The organism is Rathayibacter sp. VKM Ac-2879, from assembly GCF_015351245.1.
In the GTDB taxonomy this organism is placed as follows: Bacteria; Actinomycetota; Actinomycetes; order Actinomycetales; family Microbacteriaceae; genus Rathayibacter.
Genome location: NZ_JADKSO010000001.1, coordinates 668964 through 686832 on the forward strand (window position 1 = coordinate 668964; position 17869 = coordinate 686832).

A 17869-nucleotide genomic window follows, 5' to 3' on the forward strand; every position below is an offset into this window, starting at 1 on the left:
TGGGCGCTCATGAGCGCATCCTCAGCCCACGCGGGTTCGCGACGAAGCCGGCGGCGACGAGGGCGTCACCGAAGGGCGTGCCGAGCGCGAACACGCCGTCGATCTTCTCGACGGTCAGCTTTTCGACGCCTCGAGAGCGGACCAGCTGCGAGAGCGCGCCGGCTGCGTCGGCGAGGGCCGCCTCTTCGTCGGTGAATGTGAGAGCGGTTTTGCCGCCGCGTTCGAGGTAGACCGCGAGAGCACCGTCGACGATGGCGACGAGCGCGCCAGCCTTGCGTCCGGGGCGGTGGCCCTCGACCTGCGGCCAGGGCAGGGCCGCGCCGAACGGGTTCGCGGGGTCGGTCGCGGCGAGCGCGAGGACCGGCCGCGGCCGGTCCTGGGCCTCGTCCTGTGGCGCGAACGTGCGGAGGCGATCGACGCTGCCCGCGGTACCGAATTGCGCGGCGCCGAGCTTCTCGATGAAGTAGCCGCGGCGGGCGCGGCCCTGCTGCTCGAAGCCGCTGAGCACCTTGTAGGCGAGTGCGAAGCCGCCCAGGACGCCCTCGGCCTGCACCGAGCCTCGGGTGACGATGCCGTAGCGCTCGAGCAGCGTCTCACCGAGCGCGTGGCCGCGGATCGTCGCGTCCGACTCCGCCAGGGGGACGATCGACCAGCGGCCGCCCGCGGTGGGCGGCCCGACCCGGGTGGCCATCGTGGTGCGCGTCATCGCCCGGCCGCGGGGAGCGCGGGCGCGGGCAGGCGCGCGCGGTTGGCGATGGGCGCCTCCGGTCGACCCGACGAGAGTGCGCAGCGGAGCGAGGGTGTCATTGGTGACCAGGCCCCCCCAGACCAGCTCCCAGAGGGTGTCGACGAGTCCGGTGTCGTCGGTCGACCCGACTGCGTCCGAGAGCTGGCGGAAGAAGTAGCCGCCGCCCGAGCCCAGTACGCCGACGATCTCTTGCTGAAGCTCGCCCAGGGGGACCGCCTCTGCGGCAGGGACGGGAAGGGTCACCCCGGCGGTGTCGGCAAGGTGCAGGCTCACCCAGCCGTCGTTGCCCGGGAGGGTTCCCGCCCCGGCCCAGAGCACCTCGCCCGTGGCGGTCAGCTCGTCGAGCATCGCAGGGGAGTAGTCACGGACGCGCGCGGGGAGGACCAGCGACTCCCACGCCGAGGCCGGGATCGGCGTGCCCGCGAGCTGATCGATGACCGAGGCGACGCCGTCGACGCCGCGCAGGGAGCCTCCGACGTGCTGCCAGGCCGGCAGAAAGCGGCCGTAGGAGGCCGCATCGACCGGCTCGACCTCTTTGCGGAGCGCCGCCAGCGAGCGGCTGCGCAGACGCCGCAGCACCTCGGCGTCGCACCACTCGGTTCCGGTGCCCGTGGGGCGGAACTCGCCCTCGGAGACCCGCCGCTCGCCCGAGAGCCGGCGGAGCGTGTCGGTGACCACCGCGACGCCCAGACCCAGACGGCCGGCGACGGCCGTGGCGGTGAACGGCCCGTGGGTGCGCGCGTAGCGGGCCACGAGATCGCCGAGAGGGTCGCGGACCGGGTCGATGAACGCCACCGGCACACCGATGGGAAGGGGCACGCCGAGCGCGTCGCGCAGTCGGGAGGCGTCCTCCATCGAGGCGTAGCGCTGCTCGCCGGCGAGGCCGACCGGTAGGACGCGCTTGGCCCGCACGAGCGCGGCGACGTGAGTCTCGAGCACGTCGCGGGCGAGAGGGGCCGCCTTCGCCACCTCGGCTGACGGGACGGACTCGTCGACGAGCCTCTCGCCGAGCTCGTCGAGGGTGAGCGGCCCGAGCAGGCGAAGCAGGTCGGCGGCCCCCTCGAGTCCGCGCAGACGCCGCTCCGGTTCGATCCGCTGCAATTCGCGTTCGATCTGCGCGAGCACCGCCGGGTCGAGCAGCTCGCGCAGCTCGGCGCGCCCGAGGAGCTCACCCAGCAGGGCAGCATCGACCGAGAGGGCGGCGGCACGTCGCTCGGCCAGCGGGCTATCGCCCTCGTACATGAACGCGGCGACGTAGCCGAAGAGCATCGAGCGCGCGAAGGGACTGGCGGTCGGTGTCTCGACCTCGAGGATCCGCAGTTCGCGACCGTCCAGGCGCGCGGCGAGGCGGAGCAGCGCGGGCAGGTCGTAGACGTCCTGGAGGCATTCGCGCACGGTCTCGAGGATGATCGGGAAGGTCGGGTAGGTCCGCGCCACGTCGAGCAGCTGGGCAGCGCGCTGACGTTGCTGCCAGAGCGGCGAGCGCTTGCCGGGGTTGTAGCGGGGGAGGAGCAGCGCCCGGGCCGCGCACTCGCGGAACCGAGCGGCGAACAGCGCCGACCCGCCGACTTCGCCCGTGACCAGTTGTTCGAGCTCGTCGCGCTCGAAGAGGAAGAGCTCGGCGCCGGGTGGCTCGGACTCGGTATCGGGGATGCGCACCACGATGCCGTCGTCGCCGGCCATCGCTGCTCCGTCGACCCCGTGACGCTCACGGACTCGCGCGCCGATGGCGAGTGCCCACGGCGAGTGCACCTGCATGCCGTAGGGGGAGTGCAGCACGAGTCGCCAGTCGCCCAGCTCGTCGCGGAAGCGCTCGAGGACGAGCGTCCGGTCGTCGGGGATCTGACCGGTGGCGAGCCGTTGCTCGTCGAGGAACGAGAGCAGATTGTTCGTCGCGTACTCGTCGAGCCCCGCAGCGGTGCAGCGTGCGCGCGCGGTCTCGGGCGCTGCCGAGCCGACCTCACGGGTGAAGGCGCCGATCGCCTCGCCCAACTCGGCCGGACGCCCCTGCGAGTCGCCCTTCCAGAACGGGAGACGTCCCGGCTCGCCGAACGCGGGCGTCACGATCACGCGGTCGTAGGTGATCTCTTGGATCCGCCAGCTCGTGGCACCGAGGGCGAAGACGTCGCCCACTCGCGATTCGTAGACCATCTCTTCGTCGAGCTCGCCGACGCGGTTGCCGGTCGAGCCGGGCTCGCCGACCATGAACACCCCGAACAGGCCGCGGTCGGGGATGGTGCCGCCGCTCGTCACGGCGAGCCGCTGCGCTCCGGGGCGGCCCGTGAGGGTGTTGGCGTCGCGGTCCCAGACGACGCGGGGCCGCAGCTCGGCGAACTGATCGGACGGGTATCGACCCGAGAGGAGGTCGAGCGTGGCCTCATAGGCGGAGCGGGGCAACGAGACGAACGGGGCGCTGCGGCGGACCGTGTCGAACCATTCATCGACGTCGAGCTCGTCGAGCGCGGTCGCGGCGACGGTCTGCTGGGCGAGGATGTCGAGCGGATTCGCGGGCACCGAGATCGCCTCGATCAGCCCCGCGCGCATCCGCTCGGTGGTGACGGCCGAGTGCAGGAGGTCGGCCCGGTGCTTGGGGTAGAACGACCCGCGGGAGACCTCACCAACCTGATGGCCCGCTCGGCCCACCCGCTGGAGGGCGCTCGCGACGGAGGGCGGCGTCTCGACCTGCACCACGAGGTCGACCGCGCCCATGTCGATGCCGAGTTCGAGGCTCGAGGTCGCGACGACACAGCGCAGTCGACCCGACTTGAGATCGTCCTCGATGATCGCGCGCTGCTCCTTGCTCACCGAGCCGTGGTGGGCGCGGGCGAGCAGCGGCTCGTCGTCGGGCGAGGACTGCCCGCTGCCGCTCGTGCCTCCCGCGGCGCCCATCAGCTCGGCGGGCGCGCGGCGGCGTGCCGAGGAGGCGGCAGCCTCGCCAAGGAGCGCCCCGACGGCGACCGGCTCGCCTGCCTCGCGTGTTCGCTCGGCGTCGCGTCTTTCGGCGTAGATCTCGTTGAGCCGTGCGGTCAGTCGCTCGGCCAGCCGCCGAGAGTTGGCGAAGACGATCGAGGAGGTGTGTGCGAGCACGCTGTCGACGATCGACTCCTCGACGTGCGGCCAGATCGATCCGCTCTGGGGGCCGGTAGCCCCCATCGTCGAGCCCTCCTGCGCAGCGGTGGCGCCGAGCTCGGACATGTCTTCGACGGGGACCACGACGCGGAGGTCCCACTGCTTCTCGGAGGCGGGCGCCACGATCGCGACGGGCGAGCGGCCTGCGAGGAAACGGGCCACCTCCTCCCGTGGCCGCACGGTGGCCGAGAGGCCGATGCGCTGAACGGGCTTAGGGAGCAGGGCGTCGAGCCGCTCGAGCGAGACGGCGAGGTGCGCGCCGCGTTTGGTCGAGGCGACCGCGTGCACCTCGTCGACGATCACCGTCTCGACCCCGCGCAGCGACTCCCTCGCGGCCGAGGTGAGCATGAGGTAGAGCGACTCGGGAGTGGTGATGAGGATGTCGGGTGGGGTCTTCTGCAGCAGGCGCCGCTCGGCGGCCGGCGTGTCTCCGGATCGCACGCCGACGGTGATCGTGGCGGGTGCCTCACCGATCCCCTCGGCGCTCAAGCGCAGCGCCGTCTGGGTGACGCCGACCAGCGGCGAGCGGAGATTGCGCTCGACGTCGACTCCGAGCGCCTTCAACGGCGAGACGTAGAGCACTCGCGTGCGGTGTAGCGGATCGCTCGGGGGCGGCCCCTGCACGAGCCGGTCGATCGCCCAGAGGAAGGCCGAGAGGGTCTTGCCGGAGCCGGTCGGCGCGACGACGAGCGCGTGCGCCCCGCTCGAGATCGCCGACCAGGCCCCCTCTTGGGCGGCCGTCGGAGCCGGGAACGCACCCTCGAACCACGCTCGCGTGGCGGGGGAGAAGCGCTCGAGGACATCCGACATGCACTCATCCTCCTCGGCACCACCGACATTCGCCGGTCTCCGTCGAGGAGGCCTCCTCCGACGGTGCCAGGGACGCCGCTTCCTGGCCAACCCTTGACGTGCCCCGAAGTCGAACGCGGGCGCCCCCGTCGGCATCGGTGGCAGAGATCGTGAGCGAGCGCGTCAGGCGAAGCCCAGGCGCACGAAGGTGCCGATGTCGGCGAGCTCCGCCTGGCTCACCCCGTGGGCGACACCCTCGTAGACGCGCGCGTCGAGCGCGGTGTGCTCGGGGAACCAGGCGCCCGCCTCCCGCACGAGGTCTTCGGGGATCACTGCGTCGAGCGTGCCGCGACCCCAGAACAGCGGCGGCCGATCCCGCGCCAGCCGTTCGTCGGCATCGTCGCCCTCGGCCAGGGGCACGACGAACCCGGAGAGCGCGACCGTGAAGACGAAGCGGTCGGGCGCCCGTCGCAGCAGCTGCACTGCGAGGGCCGCGCCCTGCGAGAAGCCGAGCAGGCCGACCGGCCCCGCGTGGTCGAGGGAGTCGAGCCAGTCGAGGACCCCGCGCGTCGCCTCCTCCACCGCGGCAGGATCGGCGCGCGGCTCGCCCGGCTCGAGGGGGAGCCGCAGCGGCCACCACGCATTCGCGCCGCCTCCCAGAGCGAGGGGTGCGCGGAGGGACGCGAGCACCGGCTCCAGCGGGAGGTACGCGCCGAGCGAGAACAGGTCGCCTTCGTGCGAGCCGTAGCCGTGGAGCAGCACCAGCAGCGGGCGCCCCGCGCGATCGCGTTCGGAGGAGGACCACAGCACCGCGTTCGCGTCGATTCCCATCGCACCATCATCCCCCGCGGCGGTCGGGAGGGTCCGACCGGTCGGAAGACCAGCCGGGTCGGGTAAGAATGGCTCCATGAGCGTGCGAACCCCTGACCCCAACTCCGGGTGGCTGTCCGACGACGAGCTCGCCGAGATCCGTCGTCGGCTCCCGCTGCTGTACGTGGAGGCGGTGCCCGTGCGCGTCGACGGGCTCGGCCAGGTCACCGAGGTGGGGGTGCTGCTTCGCGCGACGGCGACGGGGCAGATCACCCGCACGATCGTGTCCGGGCGCGTGATGTACGGAGAGACCCTGCGCGACGCGCTCTTCCGTCACCTCGAGAAAGACCTCGGCCCGATGGCGTTCCCGCTCCTGCCGGCGAGCCCGCACCCCTTCCACGTCGCCGAGTATTTCCCGATGCCCGGCATGGGTCCCTTCACAGATGAGCGTCAGCACGCCGTGTCGCTCGCCTACGTCGTGCCCGTCACCGGAACCTGCGACCCACGACAGGATGCGCTCGAGCTGACGTGGATGACTCCTGACGAGGCGTCCTCCGACGCCGTCTCAGCCGAGATGGAGGGAGGTCGCGGCGCACTCGTCCGCGCCGCCCTCGCCTCGGTGGGCAAGCTGCGCTGACAGCAGAAGGGCCCCTCCGCTGACGTGATGTCACGGAGGGGCCCCTCTTCCTCATCGGCGGCTCCCGCTCTGCTTCTCGCGAGGCGGGATCTGCCGACCGGGGTGCGCCGCCGAGCGGCGCACGATCGGGCTCAGCCTTGCGCGCGGCGCCCGCCGCGGCGCTGGCCGCCGGAGGTCTCGCGGGCGGGAGCGGCCGAGGACGCGCCTCCGGTGGCCGTGCTGTAGAACGAGCGCGAGCCTCCCGAGGTGGCGGGGGCTGCGCCCGAGCGGCCGCGGCCACCTCGAGCGCCGCCGCGGGCCGCTCCCTCGGAGGCGGTGCGGTCGCGGCGGGGACGGTCGGAGCCGCCCGTGGTCGACGACGCACCCGAGCGAGCGCCGCGGGGGGCGGCGGTGCCGTCGGTGCGAGCCGCACGCTTGCGCTGAGCGTTCGCGCCCTGCGAGCGGCCGCCCTGCGACTGGCCGCGGACGGGCTCGACCACGGCGGTGGGCGTCACATAGGGCGCGACCTCGCCGACGAGCTCGGTGACCGCGCGGGAGTCTGCGGTGACCTGCTGCGGGGTGACCGCGATCGCGGCCTTGCGCAGGAGCGTCTTCACGTCGCTGCGCTGCGTGGGCAGCACGACCGTGACGACGTCTCCCTCGCTGCCGGCACGGGCGGTGCGGCCGGAGCGGTGCAGGTATGCCTTGTGCTCCATCGGCGGGTCGACGTGGATCACGAGCTCGACGTCATCGACGTGCACGCCACGGGCGGCGACGTCGGTCGCGACGAGCACCTTCACGGTGCCGGCGCCGAAGGCCGCGAGGTTGCGATCGCGCGCCACCTGCGAGAGGTTGCCGTGCAGGTCGACCGCGGGGATGCCCTGGCTGCTGAGCTGCTTGGCGAGCTTCTTCGCGTGGTGCTTGGTGCGCATGAAGAGGATGCGGCGGCCGGTGCCGGAGGCGAGGGTCTTCACGAGCGCGTTCTTGGCGTCGATGCCGTCGACCTCGAAGACGTGGTGGGTCATCAGTGCGACCGGCGAGTTGGCCTCGTCGACCGAGTGCAGCACCTCGTTCTGGAGGTACTTCTTCACCAGCTTGTCCACGCCGTTGTCGAGCGTCGCCGAGAACAGCAGACGCTGGCCTCCGCGGGGGGTCTTGTCGAGGATGCGCGTGACGACGGGCAGGAAGCCGAGGTCGGCCATGTGGTCGGCCTCGTCGAGCACGGTGATCTCCACAGCGTCGAGGTTCACGAAGCCCTGCTTCATGAGGTCCTCGAGGCGGCCGGGGCACGCCACGACGATGTCGACGCCCTGCTTGAGGGCGGCGACCTGGCGCTGCTGTGAGACGCCTCCGAAGATCGTGGTCGTGACGATGCCGTAGGCGTCGGCGAGCGGCTGCATGGCCGCCGTGATCTGGGTGGCGAGTTCGCGGGTCGGCGCGAGCACGAGACCGAGCGGGCGGCCGGGGCGGCGGCGTCCGCCGGCGAGGGAGCCACCGAGTCGGGCGATCATCGGGATGGCGAAGGCGAGGGTCTTGCCCGAGCCCGTCTTGCCGCGGCCGAGGACGTCGCGGCCGTTCAGGGTGTCGGGCAGCGTGTCGACCTGGATCGGGAACGGCTCGATGATGCCGCTCGCGGTGAGCGCGGCCACGAGGGGGGCCGGGACGCCGAGGGCACTGAAGGAGGAGGGGGTGTTCGACATGGAGTGGTGCCTTTCGAGGGCATCATGCCGATCGGACGTCGCGCGGGCGGTGGCCGGGGCGCGGGTGATCGGCGTTCGGGCGAAGGTGACGGTGGTCACATCCGTTCGCCGTACGATTCGGTGCGCGCGGCCGGGGGCCTCATGCACGTGCGCCAGATGGTCGGGACGGATCCTCGACGGTCAGAGTCCTAGGGGACAAGGGGCGTTCTACGACGCGGGGGAGCGCAGTCTTCGCGCTCGCACCCCTCCACTCTAGCGGATGCCGATCCATCCCCGCATCGCCGCCTGCACGCGGGAGCCGTCGACGTCGCCGATCTTCATGCCCACGAACTCCCTCGCCCAGTCGGAGGTCTGCACCCGGAAGGGCGGCTCCTCCTCGCGCAGGACCGACAGGATCACCGCGGCGACATCGCTCGGCTCCTGGGCGTGCGTCGAGGCAAAGGAGGAGGCGGCGCGGTCGAGGTACGCGCCGAGGGCCGACGCGTAGGGCCCGGCCTGGGCGAGCATCGCGCTCGCGTCGACTCCCGCGTTGTCGACGAAGCTGCTGCGCACGGCGCCCGGTTCGACGAGGGAGACGCGCACGCCGACCGAGCCGGCGACCGGCGCGAGCGCCTCGAAGAATCCCTCGACGGCGAATTTCGCCGCGCAGTAGTCCTCGTTGAAGGGCTGGCCGATGGCGCCTCCGACGCTCGAGACCGTGACGAGGCGTCCGCGAGAGGAGCGGAGCATCGGCAGCGCGGCGCGCGTCAGCGCGACGGTGCCGAAGAAGTTGACCTCCATCACCTCGCGGAGCTCGGACGGCTCCTCGAGCTCCGCCGTGCCGAGGTGGCCGGCGCCGGCGTTGTTGACGAGCGCGTCGAGGGAGCCGTGCTCCTCCTCGATCAGGCGGATGCAGGCGTCGATGGAGTCGCTGTCCGTGAGGTCGAGCGGCCGGACGTCGACCTCGACGCGCGCTTCCTCGATCGCGGAGCGGAGCCCCTCGGCGTGATCGGGATCCCGGACCGTCGCGACGACCCTCCAGCCTGCGCGTGCCGCTTCGATCGCGGTGGCGCGGCCGATGCCGGAGGAGGTGCCTGTGACGAGGAGGACGGGACGGGGCATGCGAGATTCCTGCTTTCCGGCGCACGACGGCGCCGCCGGGAGGCTATCGGCCGCGTCTCCGAGCACACTCAGCCTCGCGGTCGCCCCCGCCGCCCCCGCCCGCTCCGCGTCCCCGTGGGCTCATCCGCGGTAGCGCTCGCCGACCGGTACCTCGACCGCGAGCGTGTTGCCCGCCTGCGCCAGCGGGCACGCCCAGGCCGGGTCGTAGGCGCACGACGGGTTGTAGGCGAAGTTGAAGTCGAGAACGAGCGTCGAGGGGGTCGCCCCGGCCCCCAGATCGGCGCCCTTGATCGTGTCGAGGAGGTAGCGGCCACCGCCGTAGGTGCCGCCCGGGCGGCCTGCGAGCGCGTCTTTCACGGGCAGGAAGATCCCTCCGCCGTACGAGGCGAGTCGCCAGACATCGAGACTCCCGGCGCCGGGCACCTCCACGACGCCGATCAGCTCGAAGGGGACGGTGCCGTCTGTGCCCGTCTCGACGTCCATCCGCCGCGACTCCTCGGCCGGGGAGATCGCGAGCTCGAACCGCCACGATGCGTCGTAGGGCGCGATGGGGAGGGAGCGGAAGTGCGCCCGATCGGCGGGCAGCAGCGGAGTGGAGGGGTGGCGCGCGAAGAGGGCGTTGCGCCCGCGGATCCACGCGGCGTGCGCGGCGAGCAGGTCGACGTTCGAGAGCCGCCGCACCTCGGCGTAGAGGGCGTGCACGTGGCGACGCCAGTCGGCCACTTCGATCGCGGAGGCGAGGCGGCGGCGTGGCGACACCGCCTCCTGCTCGTGGTCCTCCGACTCCTCGCCGGAGGGCCAGCGGAAGTGCAGCAGCTCGTTGCGCGAGAGCTCGATGGCCTCCTCGGCGGTGCCGTCGGCGCTCATGCCGCGGCCTCCCCGCGCGGTCGGGCATCGGCTCCCACGTCGTGACGCCACGAGGGGGCGAGCGCCTGGATGCGGAGACCGCGCCACTGCCAGAACGCCCACATCGACGGCCAGAGCGCGGCCGTGGCGAGTCCGGCTGAGAACTCGAGCTTGTCGCGGAACAGCGTGCGCCCGTCCGGGAGCGGCGCGACGGCCATGCGATGGTCCCACGCCGTGATCAGCCGGAGCGAGCCCGTCAGCGGGCCGCCATTGTCGCGGAGGATGCGCACCGCGGGCATCGAGGGCACGCGCCGGTAAGAGAGGTCGATCTCCTGCGCGCCCATCGGCAGGATCCCCAGCGCATCCATCGCCACCTGGTGCGAGCCGAGGCCCCACGTCGGCCTGAAGCCGCCCGGGTCGAGCGACGCGGCGCTCAGGAGGGGGGACATCACCTCGCGGAACACGGCCGGACTCTGCAGGGCGCGCCAGGCGGAGTCGGCGTCGGTGTCGAGCACGTGCTTGAGCATCACCTTCACGCCGCCCATTTTCCTCCGCCCCGCCCCGGTGCCGAAACCGGGTGCGCGCGGGCTCCGCGGCGTGTATGCACCGCCGACGCTCGCTACCGTTGCAGCGTGAACGCCGCCTTCGATCAGTCGAGCTACCAGATCCGCTTCGAGTGGGGTGCGCGCGGACTGCGCGCCCTCGCCCCCGCTCCCGTTACCGTCGTCGTCGACGCGCTGCCTGGCTCGCTCGAGCTCGACCTCTCGGAGGTGGAGGGCCGGGTCGTCCGCGCCGGCCTCGCCGACCGCACCGCCGTCGCCCGCTGGATCCTCGCCCGGCAGCACGAGAACGGCGGCCGCACGAGCGTCAACATCGTGGCAGTGGGCGATGTCGACGACGCGGGGGAGGCGCGCTTCGCCCTCGAGGACCAGCTCGCGGCCGGCGCGCTCGTCGACGCCCTGATCGGCCTCGGGATCGACCATGTCTCGCCCGACGCTGCCGTCGCCTCCGCGTCGTTCGAGGGGTTGCGGCGTGCGTGCGTGCATGTGCTGTCGGCGTCGGCCTCGGGTCGTCTGCTGAAGCAGCAGGGTCGCGCGGAGGAGGCGCTCGCCGCCGCGCGCCTGGACACCGTCGACGAGGTCACCGTCCTGCGCTGAGCGCCTGGGCCCGTGGCCCGGGCCGCCGTCCACCGCTCGACCGGCGCGGCGCGCGGGCGTAGCGTTCCCCGCGAGCGCAGGAACGCCTCCGCCGCCTCCGACCGAAAGCTGGCCCGCATGAAAGCCGTCCTGAACGATGTCGTCCTCGCCGACGCCCCCGACTCCGACCTCATCTCGATCGAGGGCAACTGGTACTTCCCTCCGTCGAGCGTGCGCACCGAGCTGCTCGAGCCGAGCGACACCCCCTACACCTGCCCGTGGAAGGGCGAGTGCCAGTACTTCTCGGTGACCACTGACGGCGGGCTGCTCAAGGATCGCGCGTGGTCGTACCCGCGTCCCTACCCGACCGCGTTCGACCGCGTCGGCAAGGACTTCTCGGGCTACGTCGCCTTCTGGAAGGAGGTCCGGGTCGTCGACTGACGACCGCCTCAGTCGGCCCGGACCGCCGCCGCCCGCTGCCGGTGCGCCCGCACCTTCGAGCGATTGCCGCAGCGCTGCATCGAGCACCAGCGCCTCGAGCGGGCGCGGGAGGTGTCGAGGTAGAGCAGCCGGCACTGCTCGTCGTCGCAGCGGCGGAGGCGGTCGGCCGCGGACGAGCCGAGGAGCGTCACCGCCTCGCGGGCGATCGCGGAGAGCGCGTGACGGGCCCCCGCGTTCGATCGGCCGGCCTGGCGCGAGCCTCCCCCGAGCACCGGCGGGATGTCGGGAAGGGCGGCGAAGAGGTTGAGCACGTCGACCTGTCGGGGATCGGCTGACGTGCCGCCCTCGGCCGCCTCGACGAGGTGGGCGATCGCCGCACGCAGCATGAGCGCGTCGTCGAGTCGGGCGTCGCGGGTGCTCGGGTCGACGACGTCGAAGCGGTCGGCGAGCCAGGCGGAGAGCGCCTCGTCGGAGTCGAGCGCTTCGCGGCCGCTCGCGAAGGCGCCGGTGTGCGCGAAGTCGAGGGCGAGGCTCCCGGAGTCGAACCACCAGCGGTGCCCGTCGTCCTCGGCCAGCCACTGCCCGGTGCTCGGCGCCCGCCCGCGCAGGCCGTCGTGCCCGGAGGCGCTCACGGGGCGGGCACCGTGCGCCGCTGCCAGCGGATCGCGTGCGCCGCCTCGAACCTCCGGGCGCATCTCCCGCAGGCCAGGGGTCTGACCGGCCGGCGGTGGCGGTAGAAGAGGTGTCCGCTCGGGCACGTGCCCACCCACGGGGCCAGCTCATCGGCGGTCGGGTTGCTGTGCGTGCGCGCGCCGGTATAGCCCAGGCGGGAGGCGATCCTCCGCCACTCGGGACCGTGCGCCGCGCGCGGGCCCGCGAGCGCGTGCGCAATCTCGTGCAGGAGGGTCTGGCGCACCTCCTCGTCGCTCCAGCGGGCGGCGAGGTGGCGCGAGAGCGTGATGCGCCGGTCGCTCCAGTGGCAGGCGCCGCCGCGGGTGCGTGCGCGATCGAAGGCAAAGCTCCAGGAGGCGTCGAGGTGCTCTGCGAGCAGCTCATCCGCCCAGCCGAGGACCTGCTCGAGCTCAGCCACGCGTCTGCGGAGGCGTCGTCAGGCCTGGTCGCCGTCGGCGCGGCGACGACCGCGCACGGCACCATCGGTGCGGGGGGCGCGGGTCGACTCGTCTTGGAGCTCGGAGGCGGCCGCGAAGCCCAGCCGTACCACGTCGAGCTCCTCCTCCGGCATGCCCACGCGGTCGCCGAGCGCGGTCGCGGCGTCGAAGTCGCGCGCCGCCTGCCCGAACTCGCCGAGCTCGAAGAGGACCAGCCCGCGGTGCTTGAGCGCGAAGGCGTGTTCGGGGTGCCACTCGTGTGCGCGGGCCTCCTCGACGCACAGCGCGAGCTCCGAGAGGGCCTCGTCGGTGCGTCCACGGGCCTGCATCAGGCGAGCGCGGCGCACGCGCGCCAGGAGCAGTTCGGCGCGGTCTCCCGAGAAGCGGGTCCGGCGGAACGCCTCGTTCGCGATGTCCCACGCCTCGTCGACCCGACCGAGCAGGCGCAGCAGTTCCGCCTTCTCGGTGAGCGCGGCGAGCGAGCGCAGAGCGCCGATCTCGTCAAGGCGCTCGTGCGCGGCGTCGACGTCGACCTCCTCGCGGAGCGTCGCAGGGTCATGTCGGATGATGATGCTCAGAGCGGTGCTTCCTTGTGGAGTGCGGCTGCGGATCGTCGCGGACGGGGCGCGAACCCCTCCTCAACTGTACGGGCAAGTCGTCGGATGCGCCCGGCGGCGATCAGCCGCGGCGCACCTGGAAGATGCTCCTGGCCGGAAGCGGCGAGGGCGTGGCCGTCGCGTCGGTCACGACGAGAGCGCCTGCGACGAAATTGTCGAGCTCGCGCCCCTGCACGAGCTTCGAGGGGGCCGGGTCGGAGGCGAGCCGCCGCGGCAGGCCATCCACTCGCAGCGCGTCGGCGGAGGCGAGCATCACGACGTTCCCGAAGCGCCGCGCCTTGAGCATCTGCGTGTCGGTGACGATCGCTGTGTGCGCGAACACGGAGGCGAGCGTCGCCGCCTGCGCACGGGCGAACGCGAGCGCGCCTCCATCGGCCACGTTGACCGCGACCATGCCACCGGGCGCGAGCAGGGGCGCGATCGCCGCGTAGAACTCGGCGCTCGTGACATGGGCGGGCGTCCGTGCCCCCGAGAAGATGTCGACGACGACGACATCGACTGTCCCGAGGAGTCCGGGCGGGAGCTTGCCGAGGACGTCTCGCGCATCGCCCTGTCGGATGCGGATCTGGGCGCCGCGCGGCAGCGGGAGCGCCTCCCGCACCAGCTCGACGAGCGCGCCTTCGATCTCGACCACCTGCTGGCGTGAACCGGGACGGGTGGCGGCGACGTAGCGGGGGAGGGTCAGAGCGCCGGCGCCGAGGTGCAGGGCCGTGATGCTCTCGCCCTCGGGGGCGAGCAGGTCGATCGCGTGGCCGATGCGCCGCACGTACTCGAACGAGAGGTGGGTGGGGTCGGCGAGATCGACGTGCGACTGCGGCGTGCCGTCGACCACGAGCGTGGCGGAGTCGGGGGAATGGCGGTCGGGCTCGATCTGGGCCGTGTAGCCGCTCGCGAGCACGGCGCGGGGGTGCTCCGAGTCGTCTCCGCGGCGGCGTCCGGTGCGTTCCTGCATCCGAACAGTGTGCCTCGCGGGCGTCGTCGTCCGGGCGATCGGTGGCGACGGCACGTGCCGAACGGAGGCGATGCGCGTCCTCATACCGGACTCCGAGACGCGACGCAAGGATCTCCACTTGCGCGGCGTGGCGTTGCGGGTCTATATTCGTACTTTGCGCTCCCGAGTACCCATGCCCTCATATTGCGGTCGGCAGGTTCCGGAACCCGGCATCAGATGGTGGATGCCGATGCCACACTCTAGCCCCCGCCCCGAAGACCGCGTCACAGCGGTCTGGACGGCGTTGCGCCGAGTGTCGGCCCGCCCGGCGGGAGCCCACTCCACACATCCCACAGATTGAGGCCCGCAAGGGTCTACGGAGGTTCCTTCCTTGGCTGCTGCGTCCACCGCAACCACCACCTCACCCAAGAACGGACGCGGCGCATCGCGTCTCTCGTTCGCCAAGATCAGCGACACCCTGACCGTTCCGGATCTGCTCGCGCTGCAGACCGAGAGCTTCGACTGGCTCGTCGGCTCGGAGGCGTGGAAGACCCGCGTCGCGGAGGCGAAGGCCGCCGGCCGAGAGGACCTCCCCGCCAACTCGGGCCTCGACGAGATCTTCGAGGAGATCTCCCCGATCGAGGACCTCAGCGAGACGATGCAGCTGAGCTTCACGAACCCGTACCTCGAGCCCGAGAAGTACACGATCGAGGAGTGCAAGGAGCGCGGCAAGACCTACGCCGCCCCGCTGTACGTCGAGGCCGAGTTCATGAACCACCTCACGGGCGAGATCAAGACCCAGACGGTCTTCATGGGCGACTTCCCGCTGATGACCGAGAAGGGCACGTTCATCATCAACGGCACCGAGCGTGTCGTCGTGTCGCAGCTCGTCCGTAGCCCCGGCGTCTACTTCGAGCGCCAGCAAGAGAAGACGTCCGACAAGGACATCTACTCGGCCCGCGTCATCCCGAGCCGCGGTGCGTGGCTCGAGTTCGAGATCGACAAGCGCGACCAGGTCGGCGTGCGCATCGACCGCAAGCGCAAGCAGTCCGTCACCGTGTTCCTCAAGGCCCTCGGCCTGACGAGCGAGGAGATCCTCGAGCAGTTCGCCGGCTACGAGTCGATCGAGCTGACCCTCGAGAAGGACAACATCCTCACCAAGGAGGACGCGCTCCGCGACATCTACCGCAAGCTCCGTCCCGGTGAGCAGGTCGCCGCCGAGGCCGCGCGCGCGCTCCTGGACAACTTCTACTTCAACTCCAAGCGCTACGACCTCGCGAAGGTCGGTCGCTACAAGATCAACCGCAAGCTGGGCATCGACAAGGCGCTCTCGGATTCGGTGCTCACGGTCGAGGACATCATCGCGACCATCAAGTACCTGGTCGCCCTGCACGACGGCCGCACCACCCTCCCCGGCGTGCGCGACGGCGAGCCCGTCGAGCTCCGCCTCGACGTCGACGACATCGACCACTTCGGCAACCGCCGCATCCGCGCGGTCGGCGAGCTGATCCAGAATCAGGTCCGCACCGGACTGTCCCGCATGGAGCGCGTCGTCCGCGAGCGCATGACGACGCAGGACATCGAGGCGATCACCCCGCAGACCCTGATCAACGTGCGCCCCGTCGTGGCCGCGATCAAGGAGTTCTTCGGAACCAGCCAGCTCTCGCAGTTCATGGATCAGAACAACCCGCTCGCGGGCCTGACCCACAAGCGCCGCCTGTCGGCGCTCGGCCCCGGCGGTCTCTCGCGTGAGCGCGCCGGCGTCGAGGTTCGCGACGTCCACCCCTCGCACTACGGCCGTATGTGCCCGATCGAGACGCCGGAAGGCCCGAACATCGGCCTGATCGGATCGCTCGCGTCCTTCGCGCGCATCAACTCCTTCGGCTTCATCGAGACCCCGTACCGCAAGGTCGTCGACGGCACCGTCACGTCGCAGATCGACTACCTCACCGCGTCCGAGGAGGACGAGTACCTGGTCGCCCAGGCGAACGCTCCCCTCACGTCGGACTTCCGCTTCGCCGAGGGCAAGGTCCTGGTCCGCCCCAAGGGCGGAGAGGTCGAGCTCGTCGACGCCGAGCGCGTCCACTACATGGACGTCTCCCCGCGCCAGATGGTCTCGGTCGCGACCTCGCTGATCCCGTTCCTCGAGCACGACGACGCGAACCGCGCGCTCATGGGCGCGAACATGCAGCGTCAGGCCGTCCCGCTCCTGCGCAGCGAGTCGCCCGTGGTCGGCACCGGCATGGAGGGCTTCGCGGCCATCGACGCCGGCGACGTCATCACCGCCGACAAGGCCGGTGTCGTCCAGGAGGTCTCCGCCGACTCCGTCACGGTCCAGCTGGACGAGGGCGGAACCCAGACCTACTTCCTGCGCAAGTTCGACCGCTCCAACCAGGGCACCTCCTACAACAACCGCGTGGTCGTCTCGGCCGGCGAGCGCATCGAGGTCGGAGAGGTCGTCGCCGACGGCCCCGCGACCGAGAACGGCGAGCTCGCGCTCGGCAAGAACCTGCTCGTCGCGTTCATGCCGTGGGAGGGCCACAACTTCGAGGACGCGATCATCCTCAGCCAGAACCTGGTGAAGGATGACGTCCTCTCCTCGATCCACATCGAGGAGTACGAGGTCGATGCCCGCGACACCAAGCTCGGCAAGGAGGAGATCACCCGCGACCTGCCCAACGTCAGCCCGGAGCTCCTGGCCGACCTGGACGAGCGCGGCATCATCCGCATCGGCGCCGAGGTCCGCCCCGGCGACATCCTCGTCGGCAAGGTCACGCCCAAGGGCGAGACCGAGCTCTCGGCGGAAGAGCGCCTGCTCCGCGCGATCTTCAACGAGAAGAGCCGCGAGGTCCGCGACACCTCCCTCAAGGTGCCGCACGGCGAGCAGGGCACGATCATCGGCGTGAAGGTGTTCGACGCGCAGGACGGCGACGACGAGCTCGGCTCGGGCGTCAACCAGCGCGTGGTCGTCTACATCGCGCAGAAGCGCAAGATCACCGAGGGCGACAAGCTCGCCGGACGCCACGGTAACAAGGGCGTCATCTCGAAGATCCTGCCGGTCGAGGACATGCCGTTCCTCGCCGACGGAACGCCCGTCGACATCGTCCTCAACCCGCTCGGCGTCCCCGGCCGCATGAACTTCGGCCAGGTCCTCGAGATCCACCTCGGCTGGATCGCGAAGCAGGGCTGGAAGGTCGAGGGCCAGCCGGAGTGGGCCGCGCGCCTCCCCGAGCACGCCCGCGAGGCGGCGCCCGGCACCAAGGTCGCCACGCCCGTCTTCGACGGTGCGGCGGAGGAGGAGCTCGCCGGGCTCCTCGACTCCACCACCCCGACCCGCGACGGAGAGCGCCTGATCGGCTCGTCCGGCAAGACGCAGCTGTTCGACGGCCGCTCCGGGGAGCCTTTCCCGGACCCGGTCTCGGTCGGCTACATGTACATCCTGAAGCTGCACCACCTCGTCGACGACAAGATCCACGCGCGCTCGACGGGCCCGTACTCGATGATCACCCAGCAGCCGCTCGGTGGTAAGGCGCAGTTCGGTGGCCAGCGCTTCGGCGAGATGGAGGTCTGGGCGCTCGAGGCGTACGGCGCCGCGTACGCCCTCCAGGAGCTCCTCACCATCAAGTCGGACGACATCCTCGGCCGCGTGAAGGTGTACGAGGCGATCGTCAAGGGAGAGAACATCCAGGAGCCGGGCATCCCCGAGTCCTTCAAGGTCCTCATCAAGGAGATGCAGTCGCTCTGCCTGAACGTCGAGGTGCTCTCGGCTGACGGCACGGCGGTCAGCCTGCGCGACACGGATGACGAGGTCTACCGCGCCGCGGAAGAGCTCGGCATCAACATCTCCTCCCGGTTCGAGTCGTCCTCGGTCGACGACATCTGATCCGCGCCAGCAT

14 protein-coding genes are annotated in these 17869 nt (G+C 71.5%); 4 read left to right on the forward strand and 10 right to left on the reverse strand.

What is annotated here, in order from left to right; translation table 11 throughout:
• Positions 1-7: 7 nt before the first annotated feature.
• Positions 8-4687, reverse strand: coding sequence for an ATP-dependent helicase (locus ITJ45_RS03255; protein WP_194607382.1), 4680 nt, complete (start codon positions 4685-4687; stop codon positions 8-10).
• Positions 4688-4849: 162 nt separating this feature from the next.
• On the reverse strand, positions 4850-5497 hold the full coding sequence (locus tag ITJ45_RS03260; RefSeq protein WP_194607383.1) for an alpha/beta hydrolase: 648 nt from the start codon (positions 5495-5497) through the stop codon (positions 4850-4852).
• A 76-nt stretch (positions 5498-5573) separates the two neighbouring features.
• On the opposite strand from ITJ45_RS03260, the gene ITJ45_RS03265 reads away from it, so the two are divergent.
• Entirely contained in the window at positions 5574-6113 is a 540-nt protein-coding gene (locus ITJ45_RS03265) for an NUDIX hydrolase family protein (protein ID WP_194607384.1), read from the forward strand.
• Between the two features lie 131 nt (positions 6114-6244).
• Here the strand turns inward: ITJ45_RS03265 and ITJ45_RS03270 are convergent, their stop codons facing one another.
• The 4 genes from ITJ45_RS03270 to ITJ45_RS03285 all read right to left on the reverse strand — a co-directional run bounded on the left by ITJ45_RS03270 (position 6245) and on the right by ITJ45_RS03285 (position 10284).
• Positions 6245-7792, reverse strand: coding sequence for a DEAD/DEAH box helicase (locus ITJ45_RS03270; RefSeq protein WP_194607385.1), 1548 nt, complete (start codon positions 7790-7792; stop codon positions 6245-6247).
• Between the two features lie 252 nt (positions 7793-8044).
• Positions 8045-8893 carry an SDR family oxidoreductase gene (locus ITJ45_RS03275; RefSeq protein WP_194607386.1) on the reverse strand — a complete coding sequence of 283 codons (849 nt, stop codon included), beginning with the start codon at positions 8891-8893 and terminating at the stop codon, positions 8045-8047.
• A gap of 120 nt (positions 8894-9013) precedes the next feature.
• Complete coding sequence (locus tag ITJ45_RS03280; protein WP_194607387.1) at positions 9014-9760, reverse strand: DUF1684 domain-containing protein; 747 nt, start codon at positions 9758-9760, stop codon at positions 9014-9016.
• Entirely contained in the window at positions 9757-10284 is a 528-nt protein-coding gene (locus tag ITJ45_RS03285) for a hypothetical protein (RefSeq protein WP_228493417.1), read from the reverse strand. The genes ITJ45_RS03280 and ITJ45_RS03285 overlap by 4 nt, the downstream gene beginning before the upstream one ends.
• An 87-nt stretch (positions 10285-10371) precedes the next feature.
• Between ITJ45_RS03285 and ITJ45_RS03290 the strand changes: the two genes are divergently transcribed.
• Positions 10372-10896: a 2-phosphosulfolactate phosphatase gene (locus ITJ45_RS03290; protein ID WP_194607388.1), complete on the forward strand. Its 525-nt coding sequence runs from the start codon at positions 10372-10374 to the stop codon at positions 10894-10896.
• A gap of 117 nt (positions 10897-11013) precedes the next feature.
• Complete coding sequence (locus ITJ45_RS03295) at positions 11014-11316, forward strand: DUF427 domain-containing protein (RefSeq protein WP_194607389.1); 303 nt, start codon at positions 11014-11016, stop codon at positions 11314-11316.
• A gap of 8 nt (positions 11317-11324) precedes the next feature.
• Here the strand turns inward: ITJ45_RS03295 and ITJ45_RS03300 are convergent, their stop codons facing one another.
• The 4 genes from ITJ45_RS03300 to ITJ45_RS03315 all read right to left on the reverse strand — a co-directional run bounded on the left by ITJ45_RS03300 (position 11325) and on the right by ITJ45_RS03315 (position 13994).
• On the reverse strand, positions 11325-11948 hold the full coding sequence (locus ITJ45_RS03300) for a CGNR zinc finger domain-containing protein (protein ID WP_323742836.1): 624 nt from the start codon (positions 11946-11948) through the stop codon (positions 11325-11327).
• Positions 11945-12406, reverse strand: a complete 462-nt coding sequence (locus ITJ45_RS03305) for a SprT-like domain-containing protein (protein ID WP_194607390.1) — start codon at positions 12404-12406, stop codon at positions 11945-11947. Before ITJ45_RS03305 ends, ITJ45_RS03300 begins: the two co-directional genes overlap by 4 nt.
• 18 nt (positions 12407-12424) lie before the next feature.
• Positions 12425-12772, reverse strand: a complete 348-nt coding sequence (locus ITJ45_RS03310; protein WP_194607391.1) for a hypothetical protein — start codon at positions 12770-12772, stop codon at positions 12425-12427.
• 331 nt (positions 12773-13103) lie between these two features.
• The gene (locus tag ITJ45_RS03315) at positions 13104-13994 is read right to left on the reverse strand and encodes a spermidine synthase (protein ID WP_194607392.1); all 891 of its coding nucleotides are present in this window, start codon (positions 13992-13994) and stop codon (positions 13104-13106) included.
• Positions 13995-14364: 370 nt separating this feature from the next.
• Here ITJ45_RS03315 and rpoB point away from each other — a divergent pair, with 370 nt between their 5' ends.
• Positions 14365-17856, forward strand: coding sequence for a DNA-directed RNA polymerase subunit beta (gene rpoB, locus ITJ45_RS03320; RefSeq protein WP_194607393.1), 3492 nt, complete (start codon positions 14365-14367; stop codon positions 17854-17856).
• The last annotated feature ends 13 nt before the right edge of the window (positions 17857-17869 follow it).

Bases quoted from the DNA above. Each gene is read 5' to 3' on its own strand.
- ITJ45_RS03315 (WP_194607392.1), bottom strand. From the start codon at position 13,994: ATGCAGGAACGCACCGGACGCCGCCGCGGAGACGACTCGGAGCACCCC.
- ITJ45_RS03260 (WP_194607383.1), bottom strand. From the start codon at position 5,497: ATGGGAATCGACGCGAACGCGGTGCTGTGGTCCTCCTCCGAACGCGAT.
- ITJ45_RS03280 (WP_194607387.1), bottom strand. From the start codon at position 9,760: ATGAGCGCCGACGGCACCGCCGAGGAGGCCATCGAGCTCTCGCGCAAC.
- ITJ45_RS03265 (WP_194607384.1), top strand. From the start codon at position 5,574: ATGAGCGTGCGAACCCCTGACCCCAACTCCGGGTGGCTGTCCGACGAC.
- ITJ45_RS03255 (WP_194607382.1), bottom strand. From the start codon at position 4,687: ATGTCGGATGTCCTCGAGCGCTTCTCCCCCGCCACGCGAGCGTGGTTC.
- ITJ45_RS03275 (WP_194607386.1), bottom strand. From the start codon at position 8,893: ATGCCCCGTCCCGTCCTCCTCGTCACAGGCACCTCCTCCGGCATCGGC.
- ITJ45_RS03295 (WP_194607389.1), top strand. From the start codon at position 11,014: ATGAAAGCCGTCCTGAACGATGTCGTCCTCGCCGACGCCCCCGACTCC.
- ITJ45_RS03270 (WP_194607385.1), bottom strand. From the start codon at position 7,792: ATGTCGAACACCCCCTCCTCCTTCAGTGCCCTCGGCGTCCCGGCCCCC.
- ITJ45_RS03285 (WP_228493417.1), bottom strand. From the start codon at position 10,284: ATGGGCGGCGTGAAGGTGATGCTCAAGCACGTGCTCGACACCGACGCC.